We start from the raw sequence: 12,459 nt of genomic DNA, 5'->3' as shown, positions 1-12,459 counted from the left end.
CGTCTTGTCCCTCAGCATCCCCGACCTCACCGCGGTCAGAGCCCGGCACCCCGAGGCGATCGCCGAGGCGGCGGCCCGCCGCACGCGCCGCCCGCTGATCGGCGACACCGGCCGTCTGATGATCGTGGCCGCCGACCATCCGGCGCGCGGCGCGCTCGGTGTCGGCGACCGCGCGCTGGCCATGGCCAACCGGGCCGACCTGCTCGAGCGCCTGTGCACCGCGCTGTCGCGGCCCGGCGTCGACGGGGTGCTCGCCACCGCCGACGTGCTGGAGGACCTGCTGCTGCTCGGGATGCTGGAGAACAAGGTCGTCATGGGCTCGATGAACCGCGGCGGCCTCGCGGGCTCGGCCTTCGAGCTGGACGACCGCTTCACCGGCCACCGTGCCGAGGACATCGCCCGGCTCCGCTACGACGCGGGCAAGCTGCTGCTGCGCATCGACTACGACGACCCCGGCTCGCTGGCCACCCTGGAGTCCACCGCCCGCGCCGTCGACGACATGGCGGCACGGGAACTGCCCGTGTTCGTCGAGCCGTTCATCGCCCGCCGGGTCGGGGGCCGGGTCCGCAACGACCTGTCCGCCGAGGCCGTCACCCGTTCCATCGCCATCGCCTCGGGCCTGGGCGGCACCTCGGCCTACACATGGCTGAAGCTGCCCGTCACCCACGACCCGGACGACATGGGCGAGGTCCTGGAGACCTCCACCCTGCCCGCGGTCCTGCTCGGCGGCGACATAGGCGGCTCCCCCGAGGACCAGGCCGCCGCCTACGAGCGCTGGCGCAAGGCACTCAGGCTGCCCACCGTGCAGGGCATGGTCGTCGGCCGCTCGCTGCTCTACCCGTCCCGGGGCAGTGTGGAGGAGGCGGTGGACACGGCCGTCGGACTGTTGTGACGAGGAGAGGATCCGATGACGTACCACCTTCCCGCGGGCAGGACGGCACACGGCCCGTACGTCGTGGACGTGACACCCCGGACGGCCGGCTGGGGCTTCTCCGCCCTGCGCGTACTGAACCTGCCACCGGGCGGCACGCACACCTTCGACAGCGACGACAGCGAGTGGATCGTCCTGCCGCTGAGCGGCGGCTGCACGGTCGCCACGGCCGGCGACTCCGGCCGGGACACCTTCGAACTCATCGGCCGCCACAGCGTCTTCGGCGGCGTCAGCGACTTCGCGTACGTGCCGCGCGACGCCCGTACGACCGTCACCTCCGCGGCGGGCGGACGGTTCGCGCTCACCGGCGCCCGCTGCACCCGCCGCCTGCCCGCCCGGTACGGTCCCGCGTCCTCGGTGCCCGTGGAGCTGCGCGGCACCGGGAACTGCTCCCGCCAGGTCAACAACTTCGGTGCGGCCGGCGTCTTCGAGTGCGACAGGCTGATCGCGGTCGAGGTGATCACCCCGGGCGGCAACTGGTCATCCTTCCCGCCGCACAAGCACGACGAGCACCGGCCGGGCGAGGAGTCGGTGCTGGAGGAGATCTACTACTTCGAGTTCGCCGGCCACGACGGCGTCCCCGGCCTCGGCTACCAGCGGGCCTCGCCGTCCGGGCAGGGCCGGGGCACGGACGTGCTGGCCGAGGTGCGCGACGGGGACGTCGTCCTCATCCCGGACGGCTGGCACGGACCGTCGATGGCCGTGCCCGGTCACCACATGTACTACCTCAACGTCATGGCGGGCCCGGACGCCGAACGCGCCTGGCTGATCCGCGACCATCCCGACCACGCCTGGATCCGGGGCACCTGGCCGGAACGGCCCGTCGACCCCCGTCTCCCCCTCTACACCGCACCGGAGAGGTCCGCATGAGCGCCACCACCCGCCGTCTGACGACCGCCCAGGCCCTGGTGCGCTTCCTGTCCGCCCAGTACACCGAGCGGGACGGCTCCGTGCAACGGCTGATCACCGGCACCTGGGGCATCTTCGGCCACGGCAACGTCGCCGGACTCGGCCAGGCACTCGTCGAGTACTCCGACGTCATGCCGTACCACCAGGGCCGCAACGAACAGGCCATGGTGCACGCCGCGGTCGGCCACGCCCGCCGGCTGAACCGCCTGTCCACGCAGGCGGTCACGACGTCCATCGGCCCGGGCGCCACCAACCTGGTCACCGGCGCCGCCCTCGCCACGATCAACCGGCTGCCGGTCCTGCTGCTCCCCGGCGACTACTTCGCCTCGCACGCCGCCGACCCGCTGCTCCAGCAGCTGGAGCACCCGCTCGCGGCCGACGTGTCCGTCAACGACACCCTGCGGCCGGTGTCCCGGTACATCGACCGGATCACCCGCCCCGAAGCACTGATCCCGTCGGCGCTCCAGGCGATGCGCGTGCTCACCGATCCGGCCGAGACCGGGGCCGTCACCCTCGCCCTGCCCCAGGACGTGCAGGCCGAGGCGTACGACTGGCCGGAGGAGTTCTTCACCGACCGCGTCTGGCGCGTACGCCGCCCCGCGCCGGACCCGGCGGAACTCGCCGACGCCGTGCACGCGATCCGGGCCGCCGAGCGCCCGCTGATCGTCGCGGGCGGCGGCGTCCACCACAGCGCGGCCGAGGAGGCCCTCAAGGCGCTCGTGGACGCCACCGGCATCCCGGTCGCCTCCACGCAGGCCGGCAAGGGCGCGCTGCGCCACGACCACCCCGCCGACCTCGGCGGCATCGGCCACACCGGCACCGCCGTCAGCGACGACCTCGCCCGCACCGCCGACCTGGTGATCGGCGTCGGCACCCGCTACACGGACTTCACCACGGCCTCCGGCACCCTCTTCCAGCACCCGGACGTCCGCTTCCTGAACCTCAACATCACCGCCTTCGACGCGCACAAGCTCGCCGCCCGCACGCTGGTCTGCGACGCGCGGACCGGGCTCGCGGCACTGACGGAACAGCTCTCCGGCCACCGGGTGGACCCGGCGTACGAGGCGGAGTACCGCCGCGGCAAGGAACGCTGGGAGCGGGTCGTCGAGTCCGCCTGCCGCGCCGACGACGACGGCGCGGTACCGACCCAGACGCAGGTGCTGGGCGCGCTGGACGAGGTCGTCGGCGACGAGGACGTGGTGATCAACGCGGCCGGTTCGCTCCCCGGCGACCTGCACAAACTGTGGCGCGCCCGGTCCCCGCACCAGTACCACCTGGAGTACGGGTACTCCTGCATGGGCTACGAGATCCCGGCCGCGCTCGGCGTCCTGCAGGCCGCGCCCGGCACACCCGTGTGGGCCCTGGTCGGCGACGGCACCTACCTGATGAACCCGACGGAGATCGTCACCGCCGTCCAGGAGAACCTGCCCGTCAGACTGGTCCTGATCCAGAACCACGGCTACGCCTCCATCGGCGGCCTGTCCGAGTCGGTGGGCGCCGAACGCTTCGGCACCGCCTACCGGCACCGGGCCGCCGACGGCACCTTCACCGGCACACCGCTGCCCGTCGACCTCGCCGCCAACGCGGCCAGTCTCGGCATGGCGGTGCTGCGCGCCAAGACCGTGCGCGAACTGCGCGAGGCCCTGCGGACGGCGCGGGCCGCGGACCGTCCGACGTGCGTGTACGTCGAGACGGACACCGACGGTCCGGGGGCTCCCCCGGCGGAGGCGTGGTGGGACGTGCCGGTGGCCGAGGTCTCCGAACGCGAGGCCGTCGCCGACGCCCGCGCCCGGTACGAACGCGCCGCCGCCGACCGCCGCCGGCACCTCTGACCGCCGTCACCCACCCGGGGCCGGGCGTCCCTGCGTCAGTGGACCGCGTCCAGCCGGGCCCGCTGCTCCACTGTCAGTTCCAGGTCCACCGCCGCCAGGTTCTCCTCCAGCTGGGCCACGGACGACGCGCCGGCCAGCGGGACGATGGGCAGTTCGCCGCCGATCTGCCACGCGAGCACCACCTGGTTCACGGTGGCGCCGGTCTCCCGGGCGACGTCACGGAGCACCGCGAGGCGGGCCGGGGTGCCCGGGTGGTCGTAGTCCGGCGGCAGCGGCTTGTCGTCGCGGACGTAGGCACCGGCCAGCAGCGGCGAGTACGCGACCAGGGTGAGGGCGGGCTCGGCCCGCAGGTACCCGAGCAGTTCGGGTCCGGCGTGGCCGAGGCTGCCGTCGGGGAAGAGGTCGCTGGGCACGTCGTAGCGGGGTCGCAGGTGGCTGTGCTGGTACTGCAGCACCTCGTAGCCGGGCAGCCCGGCCGCGGCGGCCAGCGCGCGGGCCCGCTCCACGCGCCACATCGCCTGGTTGCTGACGCCGAGCAGCCCGACCGTGCCCTCCGCGACCAGTTCGGCGAAGCCCTCGACGGTCTCGCGCTGCGGCACGGTGTGGTCGTCGATGTGCGCGTACAGCAGGTCGAGCCTCTCCGAACCGAGCCGCTCGCGGCTGCGTTCGGCGGATTCGCGGATCACCTTGGCCGACAGGCCCTCCGCGTTGTCGGTGTAGCTCGTGCCGGGGGCCAGGGGGCGGGCGCCGAGCTTGGTGGCGATGACGACCTCGTCGCCGATGCCGCGGCTGCGCCGCCACCGGCCGAGCAGCTCCTCGCTCTGCCCGCCCTGCCCGCCGTCGATCCAGAAGGCGTAGTTGTCGGACGTGTCGATGAAGTTCCCGCCGGCCTCGACATAGCGGTCGAGCACGGCGAAGGAGGTCTTCTCGTCCGTCAGCGATCCGAAGAGCATGGCGCCGAGCGCGAGCACGCTCACCTCGCGGCGGCGGGCCGGATCGGTGCCGATGGTGCGGTACTTCATGATGGTCCTCCCGTTCGTACCCGGTCGTCCGGGCACGAAGGGGAGTCTTCATTTTGAAGTGCACTTCAGGTCAAGCCCTCTTGGAACCACCCGCGAACGGGCCCTCCAGCGCGGCCCACTGCAGCAGCATGATGGTCTTGGCGTCGGCGATCTCCCCGGTGCGGATCATCTCCAGGGCCCGGCGGAAGGGCAGTTCGAGGATCTCGATGTCCTCGCCCTCCTCGTCGAGGCCGCCGCCCTCGTGGGTGCGGGTCGACGGGCCGTAGGCGGCGGCGTAGAAGCCGACGCGTTCGGTGACGGAGCCGGGACTCATGTACACGTCGAACACGTGCTGCACCTCGCCGACGGTGTGCCCGGTCTCCTCGACCACCTCGCGCCGCACGGCGGCCTCGGGATGCTCGTCCTCGTCGTCGAGCAGCCCGCCGGGCGTCTCGATCAGCATGCCGTCGGGGTGCCCGTTGACGTACACGGGGAACCGGAACTGGCGGGTGAGCAGCACGGTGCCGCGATCGGTGTCGTACAGCAGCACGGTGGCGCCGTTGCCGCGGTCGTGCGTCTCGCGCTCCTGGGTGCTCCAGGTGCCGTCGGCGCGCTGGAGGTCGAAGGTGGTGGTGCGCTCGACGTACCAGTGGCTGGACAGCAGTTTCACGTCCCGGACCTTGACCCGGGGGTTCCCGGTGAGGTCGCGGCCGGTCCGGTCCAGTCCGGTGCGGCCCCGGCGGTCCGGGGTGTCGATGCCGGCGGTCATCGGGGGCCGCCCGGGAGGACGGGGCGGGGCAAGTTGGTCATGGCCCGCTTCTATCACTCCGTCCGGCTCCGTACGAAGTCCGGTGAGGCGGTGAAGCAGTCCTCCACGTCCTCCTCGGCCGCCCCGATCCACAGGTGGTCGGCGCCGGGGGACGGCCCGGAGGGCGGCTTCGGAACCGGCCGCCCGCAGTGCGGATGCCAGCGCTTGTCCCTGGGTGGGCGGGATGGCCGTGTCCTCGGCGCCGTGCAGGATCCGGAACGGGGGTGCCCCGGCGTGACCCGGGCGACCGGGCTGGCGGCCCGGGCGAGGTGCCGACCGCATCGGCGCCGACGCGGCCGCGGCCCTGCGCACCGCCCTGACCCTGCCGCGCGGGGGGCCGCCGGTGGTGGAGGCCCCATAAGGGATCTCCGTCACGCTCGGCGGCGGCCCCGGCGACTCCGAGGCGGAACGACACCTGGACTCGGCCGAGGTCTTCACCGGCGGCATGGACGGCGAGATGCTCGCCGACGCGAACCACTGATGCCCGCCGCGGCCTCGCCGGACCGGCGGGGGCCGCGGGAGGGTCCGCCTGGGCTGAGCCGACGTGAACAGACGACGACGGAAGAAACTGTCCAAACGGCTCGTCGACGCCGCGTTGGTCGGCGACATCACGCAGGTAAGGGCGCTGCTGCGCGCCGGAGCGCCGGCCGAGACGGCCGACGCGGCCGGCACGACGCCGCTGTACCAGGCATCCGTGAACGGCTCCGCCGGCATCGTCCACCGTCCGCGCGCTCGTCGAGCACGGCGCCGACCCGGACCTCCGGGAGGATCACGGCACGGGCTGGTCACCCCTCGAATGGGCGGCGCACGGCCGGCACGCCGAAACCATGGAACTGCTCATCGCGGCCGGGGCCCGTCGGCGGCCGTAGTTCCCCGGGCACGCGAAAGGGCCCTCACAGGCTTCCGTCCAATGGACGCCTGCCATATCTGTCGGCAAACGATCATTTGACGACGCCATTTGCGAACAGCGCAGGCCCGTTCGAGCCGAACCGCAGTGAGATCGGTTGCGGAGCTCCGCAGGCGGGATCACCCAGCGGTGGGCATCGCGCGACCGGAGCGCTCGGCTTTCGCGTACTGGTCCAGCAGCTTGTTGTACGTAGCGGACGGGAGGGCCGAGCCGCTTTGACGCAAGGCGTCCCGGAAAGCTCGGGTGGCCTCGGTGACGTGGTGGCCGGGGCCCAGGACGCGCACGCAGTCGTCCAGGAGCGCGGCGAAGGCGACGAGGCCGTCGGCCGGGGCGCGGTCGCGCCGGACCCGCACCTCGGCCAGGCAGCCGCGGATCATCAGCGAGCCGAGGTGGTCGGGGCCCCAGATCCGCAGGGCCGCCGGCAGCAGGTCTTCGTACGCAGTGGCCGACCCGGTGAAGTCTTCACTCTCCGCGAGCAGCTGGGCGTAGGTGGCGCGGACGGGCAGGGTCTCGACATGGTCGGGCGGCATGAGCCGCTGGTAGTCGCGGAGCAGCTCGCGGCACTCCGCGGCCGCTCCGGCCGGGTCGCCCGCCTCCGCCCGGCAGACGAGTAGGCGGCTGCGCATATCGAGCGTACGGGGGTGGTCGGGGCCCAGGACCCGCGCGAAGTCCGCGATCAGATCCTGGTAGACCGGGATCATCGTGTCCGCCTCCGCGTCGTCGGAGCGGTAGTCGGCGAGGGCTGTGCGCAGCCGGAGGGTGTCCGGGTGGTCCGGGCCCAGCACCCGGCGGTGCACGGCGATCAGATCCTCGTACGCCTCAAGGGCCGCCGCCGTGTCGCCCGCCGCGTACAGCTTCTCGGCGAGCAGTCCACGGGCGCGCAGGGTCTCCGGATGGTGCGGGCCCAGCACCCGAGCCATGTCTCCGTGCAGGTCGCGGAGGTCGGCGACCGCCCTGGAGTAGTCGCCCGCCTCGCCACGCCAGTCAGCCAAATCCGCGCGGATCGCCAGGGTGAGGGGGTGTTCAGGGCCCAGGGCCCGTCGACAGTCGGCGAGCAGCACGGCGAACTCCTCGGCTGTCTGGCCCGGGTCACCGATCAGGCCCCCGATACCGAGGAGGATACGGCGGGACTCCAGCACCTGGGGGTGGTCGGGGCCCAAGAGCGCGCGCAGGGCGGCACCCTTCTCCTTCAGGACCTCGGCGGCGGCGACCGGATCGCTCTCCACCAGCGCGTGTTGCCACCCCAGGAGCACGGCACGGTTTCCGACGACGAGCGGGTGGTCAGGCCCGAAAATCTGCTCCAGCGCGCGGGCCGACTCGTCCATGCCAGCCGGTGCCGCGGTGGTGTCTCCCGCCTCGGCGCGCAGGAGTCCCAGGGAGTAGCGGGCCCGGGAGACATCGATGTGGTGGGCGCCCAGGACCCGCACTGCGTCGTCGATCATGTCCGCCAGCTCGGCGGCGGCTCCAGCTGGATCTCCGGCAGCGGCCCGCCACTCGGCCAGCTCGTGCCTCGCCACCAGGGTGCGGTAGTCGTCACGGCCGAACGCCGCCAGGTGCTCGTCCAACAGCTCTCCGAACCGATCGCGGGCCCCGACAGGGTCGCCCGCCTGACCCTGCAGGCGCGCGAGCTGTATGCGTACGTCCAGGGTCATGTCGTCGAGGAGCCCAAGGTACGTCCGGCAGTCGCCGAGCAGCTCCTCGTACAGGGCGGCAGCGCGCGGCGCGTCTCCCATATCGCCGTGCAGGGAGGCGATCCTGGAGCGGACCGAGAGAGTGTTGCGGTGGTGCGGGCCCCGCACGCGCCGGTGGTCGACAAGCAGTCCCTGGTAGTCGACCAGCGCACCGGCCAGGTCGCCCCCCTCGGCCCGGGCGCCGGCAAGCTCGCCGCGGGCGTCGAGGGTGGCGGGGTCGTCCGGCCCGACCAGGCGGGCGCAGTCCGCGGCCAGCTCCGTGTACGCCGCCACGGCCTCTGCGGGGCGTGCGGTGAACCTCAGGAAACGGAGGGAGTTGCTGCGGCAGGTGAGGGTACGGGGGTAGCCGACGCCGTACTTTTGGGCGGAGGTGGCCGCGAGCTGCCGGTAGTGGTCCATCGATGCCTGATAGAACCCCGCACGGCCGAGGCTCTGGCCCAACCGGAGTAGGACCTCGTGCACATCGTGGTCCGACCACAGCAGGTGCTCGTCATGGGACCGCAGCGTCTCGGTGTTGGCGCGGAACCGCTGCCCGGTGGCGAAGTCACGTTCCGTCTGTGGCCACGCCTGGAGCAGGGCGTCGGCCGCCGCCCGGACGGCCCGGGCCAGCAGTTCCGGCGGAAGCTGCTCGCGCACACTACGCTGCACCAGTCCGTGGACCTGGACAGGCCGGCCCGGCGCGTAGGTGACCAGGCTGAGCCGGTGCAGGGCGTGCAGCGCGCCTGCGGCGTCCTCGGTTGTCGCGGAGATCGGTTGCTGGGTGTCGGGTGTGCGGTGGCGGGTGAGGTGGGTGAGGGCGGGTCGGCTGGTCAGGACATCGGCGGGGATCCCGTTGGGGTCGAGCATCGCGGCGAGTTGGAGCATGGGGCGGGCCAGGCCGGCGGGACGGAGCCGGTCGGCGTGTTCGATGGAGAGGGACCAGGTGGCCGCCACCGTGACGGCTTGGTCGTCGGGCAGGGCGCTGGGGTCGGGGAGCAGATCGGCCAGTTTGCTGAGCCGGTCGGCCAGCAGACGGCGGTAGCGGGCGCAGGTGACGTGGGTGTCGATGATGTAGGCGGCGGCCTGGGCCAAGGCGAGGGGCAGGTGTCCCAGGTCGGCGGCCAGGCTGTCGATCTGGTCGGCGGGCTCGTGGCGGTCGTGCGCGGTGAGTACGGCGGTGAAATAGGCGGCGGCGTCCTGAGGGGTGAACAAGCCCACGGTCACCAGGCGTCGGCCCGCTCCGGTCAGAGCGGCCTCGCGGCGGCGCGTGGTGACCAGGACACGGCCGCGCGGGCTGGCGGGCGGCCACCAGCCGCGCATATCGGCCGGGTCCGCGACGTCGTCCAGTACGACCAGCCACCGGCACGGCTTCTGGCCGGCCTTCGGCTCCAGCCAGGCCAGGAACGCCCGCGCGGCCTGCTCGGGGTCGCTGGGGTCGGCGGCAAGGATCTCCACACCAGCCTGCGCGTAGCCGGCCAGGATCGCTGAGCGGCTGCTCGCGCTGATCCACACCAGTACGTCGACCTCACCGCTGTCCCAGGCGGTGCGGGCGTAATCGGCAGCCAACTGCGTCTTGCCCACCCCGCCGGTCCCGGTCAGTACCTGGCCGAGCACCGCAGTACCCCCGCTGCCGACCGCCGACCCCAACTGATCGACCTCGGCCCGGTGCTGGAAGGACAGGGCGCGGGGCGGGATCACGCCGACCTGGTGCGGCCAGGCGGCTGGTGTGCGCGGCGGGGCGTGGTGGTGGACTTGCCCGGCGTAGCCGACGGCGATACTGCCGTGGTCGGCGAAGATGCCGCCGATGTGGGGAGCCGGCGCGGCCGAGGCGGTACCGGGTGCGCTCAGTCCTGGTGCGGACCCGGCTGGGAACGGTTTCCCAGTGTCACATTCCCCATGGTCACAGCGGCAGCGGACCCGTGGTCGGCCCGGACGTCCACGTTCCCGCCCACGGCCAGACCGCTCTGGCCGGCCGACACGCTGCGGTGGGAGGTCTGTTGGGCCAGCAGGGGGCGCAGCTCATCGGCGACCCGGGCCCGCTCGACGTCCTCCAGACTTTCCAGCAGGGCCTCGATCCGGCCCTGCCATGCGGCCTCCTGACGGATACGCACCCGCTCCACCTCGGCCGGCCGCGCCGCCTCCAGCTCGCCCGCGGTCTGATCGAGGCGCTCCAGCTCGGCGTGTTCCCGCTCCGGATTTCCCCGGCCGAACCAACGGGCCACCTGCCGGCGCACCCCTGTCCATGCATCTGTGCCTGCGGCCTGCACCACCGCAGTGCCTCCCGCCGCAGCCAGCGCAGTCATCGCCTCCGACAGCATCCTCGCCCTTCCCCCTGGGAGATCAGTCCGAACCGGGGCACGCACCTACACCGGTGCCTTCACCACGTCACTCCATCAGACATGCACCGCCGCTGTCCCTGGTTCCGCCAAGATGGCGGCCGTGGCACAGGGGCCGGGCACCGTACCTGGGGTGAGATTCAGCCGGGCGTCCATGTCGAGGTTCACAGGGCATGGCGAGACTCCATTGCCAGTTGGCCAGCGGTGCCGGCCGGACGTCGACCGCCTCGGACAGACCGGCGTACGTGAGGGCTTCGGTACGCGTGCCCGCGTGCCGCGGCGGGCATCAGTCCCCGAGGCCGTCGAGATAGGCGGCCATTGTGCGGACCGTCGGGTGGGCGAACAACTCGACGACCGGAATGGGGCGGCGGAGGCAATCCGCGAGTCGGCGTTGCACTTTGATCAGCAGCATCGAATGACCGCCCAAGTCGAAGAAGTTGTCGTCCGGTTCCACCTGGTCGACTTTCAGCACGCTGCACCACGCGTGCGCCACGATCTGTCGCATGGTCTGCGTGCAGTCCGGCGGCGAGACGTCCGGCGCCTGGGAAACGGGGGACGGAAGCGCGTTCCGGTCGAGTTTGCCGTTGCTCGAGAGCGGCATGCTGTCCATCGGAACGATGACCGCGGGCCGCATCGCGACGGGCAGGCGCTCGGCGAGATAGGTACGCAGCTCCCGAAGGTTCTCTTCGGCGGTCACCGCATAGGCGACCAGGTACGGCCCGCTGCCGTCGTCGACGGCTCGCACGTGCGCCTGCGTCACCGCCGGATGAGCAGCGAGCAGTGCTCTCGTCTCCTCAGGTTCGACCCGGTGCCCACGGATCTTCACCTGCTCGTCCATCCTGCCGACGAACACGAGACCGGAGCGCTCCGCCCGCACCAGGTCGTCGGTCCGATACCCCCGCGACCAGCCGATCCCTGGGAGAGAAGCGAACTTCTCGGCATCCAGGGTGGCGTCGAGATACCGTCCCAGGCCGACTCCCCCGATGACGAGTTCACCCGTCTCGCCCCAGCGCACGGGCCGGCCATCGGTGTCGACGACCGCGAGCCTCCAGCCGGCCAGCGGCAGGCCGATGCGTACGATCTCCCCGGGGAACAGTCTGGCGGCGCAGGAACCCACCGTCGCTTCGGTGGGGCCGTAGACGTTCCACACCACGCCGACACTGGTGGTGAGACGGTGGCCGAGTTCCGGTGGGCACGCCTCGCCGCCCAGGATCAGCAGACGGATCCCGGCGAGCGCCTCCGCCGGCCACAGCGCAACCACACTGGGGACCGTGGACACAGCCGTGACGCGTCGCTCCACCAGCCAGGGGCAGATGTCGGCCCCCGCACGCACCAGGACACGCGGAGCGGGAACGAGACACGCCCCCTGGCTCCAGGCAAGCCACATCTCCTCGCAGGAGGCGTCGAAGGCGACGGACAGTCCGGCGAGCACGCGGTCGCCGGGTCCCAAGGAGCCGTCCGGCGAGAACAACAGCACCTCGGCGTCGACGAACGCCGCGGCGGCGCGATGCGTGACGGCGACCCCCTTGGGGTGGCCGCTGGTGCCGGAGGTGAACATCACCCAGGCATCGTCCTCCGGTGCCGGGGCGCCGGCACCGGAACCGGGCGAAACCCCGTCGCGCAGGCGGAGGGTCCCCCCGGCCTCGACGACCGCGCACACCCCGGCCTCCGACCACACCCACTCGGCACGGGCCTCCGGGTCGTCGGCGTCCACCGGAACGTACGCCGCGCCGGAAGCGAGGACGGAGAGGATCGCGACATAGAGCTGGGTGGTCCCGGAGGGCATGCGCACGCCCACCCGGTCCCCGACGCCGATACCGAACCCGCGGAGCCGTTCGGCGCCCGCGTCGACCTCCGCGGCCAGGGAGCGATAGCTCAGCACTGTCGTTCCGTCGTCGATCGCTTCGTGTGCGGGGTGAGCGGCGACCGTGGCCCGAAGGATGTCGAGCAGCGTCCGCGGGGGCGGAGGCGCGGTTTCCGGCAGTACGGCCGCGCCCGTGACGGGCGCACCGGTGTGCCCTGTGGCCTGGGCGGAAGATCGGCTCGTGGCGTCCATTGTGTTCGT

General features: G+C 72.5%; 8 protein-coding genes and 1 pseudogene. 4 read left to right on the top strand and 5 right to left on the bottom strand.

What is annotated here, in order from left to right; all coding sequences use genetic code 11:
• Window positions 1-4 precede the first annotated feature (4 nt).
• The 3 genes from IE260_RS11470 to iolD are packed head-to-tail and all read left to right on the top strand — an operon-like array spanning window position 5 to window position 3,672.
• Entirely contained in the window at window positions 5-892 is an 888-nt protein-coding gene (locus IE260_RS11470; RefSeq protein ID WP_189870615.1) for a Cgl0159 family (beta/alpha)8-fold protein, read from the top strand.
• Between the two features lie 15 nt (window positions 893-907).
• Entirely contained in the window at window positions 908-1,801 is an 894-nt protein-coding gene (gene iolB, locus IE260_RS11465) for a 5-deoxy-glucuronate isomerase (RefSeq protein ID WP_189870613.1), read from the top strand.
• Entirely contained in the window at window positions 1,798-3,672 is a 1,875-nt protein-coding gene (iolD, locus tag IE260_RS11460; protein WP_189870611.1) for a 3D-(3,5/4)-trihydroxycyclohexane-1,2-dione acylhydrolase (decyclizing), read from the top strand. The genes iolB and iolD overlap by 4 nt, the downstream gene beginning before the upstream one ends.
• A gap of 35 nt (window positions 3,673-3,707) precedes the next feature.
• On the opposite strand, the gene IE260_RS11455 is transcribed toward iolD, so the two are convergent.
• Both IE260_RS11455 and IE260_RS11450 read right to left on the bottom strand, forming a co-directional pair.
• Window positions 3,708-4,694 carry an aldo/keto reductase gene (locus tag IE260_RS11455; protein ID WP_189870609.1) on the bottom strand — a complete coding sequence of 329 codons (987 nt, stop codon included), beginning with the start codon at window positions 4,692-4,694 and terminating at the stop codon, window positions 3,708-3,710.
• A 70-nt stretch (window positions 4,695-4,764) separates the two neighbouring features.
• Entirely contained in the window at window positions 4,765-5,442 is a 678-nt protein-coding gene (locus tag IE260_RS11450) for an NUDIX domain-containing protein (RefSeq protein WP_189870607.1), read from the bottom strand.
• 583 nt (window positions 5,443-6,025) lie between these two features.
• Here IE260_RS11450 and IE260_RS41585 point away from each other — a divergent pair.
• Window positions 6,026-6,350 (top strand): annotated as a pseudogene (locus tag IE260_RS41585) (ankyrin repeat domain-containing protein).
• Window positions 6,351-6,507: 157 nt separating this feature from the next.
• Here IE260_RS41585 and fxsT read toward each other — a convergent pair.
• The 3 genes from fxsT to IE260_RS11435 form a co-directional block, all read right to left on the bottom strand.
• Window positions 6,508-9,756, bottom strand: coding sequence for an FxSxx-COOH system tetratricopeptide repeat protein (fxsT, locus tag IE260_RS11445; protein ID WP_229880646.1), 3,249 nt, complete (start codon window positions 9,754-9,756; stop codon window positions 6,508-6,510).
• Window positions 9,757-9,902: 146 nt separating this feature from the next.
• Window positions 9,903-10,376, bottom strand: a complete 474-nt coding sequence (locus IE260_RS11440; protein WP_189870604.1) for a hypothetical protein — start codon at window positions 10,374-10,376, stop codon at window positions 9,903-9,905.
• A gap of 304 nt (window positions 10,377-10,680) precedes the next feature.
• The gene (locus tag IE260_RS11435; RefSeq protein WP_189870602.1) at window positions 10,681-12,450 is read right to left on the bottom strand and encodes a non-ribosomal peptide synthetase; all 1,770 of its coding nucleotides are present in this window, start codon (window positions 12,448-12,450) and stop codon (window positions 10,681-10,683) included.
• Window positions 12,451-12,459 lie beyond the last annotated feature (9 nt).

Source organism: Streptomyces viridiviolaceus (assembly GCF_014650995.1).
GTDB classification, from domain to species: domain Bacteria; phylum Actinomycetota; class Actinomycetes; order Streptomycetales; family Streptomycetaceae; genus Streptomyces; species Streptomyces viridiviolaceus.
Note: the sequence above shows the minus strand (reverse complement) of the source record. Positions and strands in the feature narration are given on the sequence as shown.

Bases quoted from the DNA above. Each gene is read 5' to 3' on its own strand.
- iolB (WP_189870613.1), top strand. From the start codon at position 908: ATGACGTACCACCTTCCCGCGGGCAGGACGGCACACGGCCCGTACGTC.
- iolD (WP_189870611.1), top strand. From the start codon at position 1,798: ATGAGCGCCACCACCCGCCGTCTGACGACCGCCCAGGCCCTGGTGCGC.
- IE260_RS11455 (WP_189870609.1), bottom strand. From the start codon at position 4,694: ATGAAGTACCGCACCATCGGCACCGATCCGGCCCGCCGCCGCGAGGTG.
- IE260_RS11450 (WP_189870607.1), bottom strand. From the start codon at position 5,442: ATGACCGCCGGCATCGACACCCCGGACCGCCGGGGCCGCACCGGACTG.
- IE260_RS11440 (WP_189870604.1), bottom strand. From the start codon at position 10,376: ATGCTGTCGGAGGCGATGACTGCGCTGGCTGCGGCGGGAGGCACTGCG.
- IE260_RS11435 (WP_189870602.1), bottom strand. From the start codon at position 12,450: ATGGACGCCACGAGCCGATCTTCCGCCCAGGCCACAGGGCACACCGGT.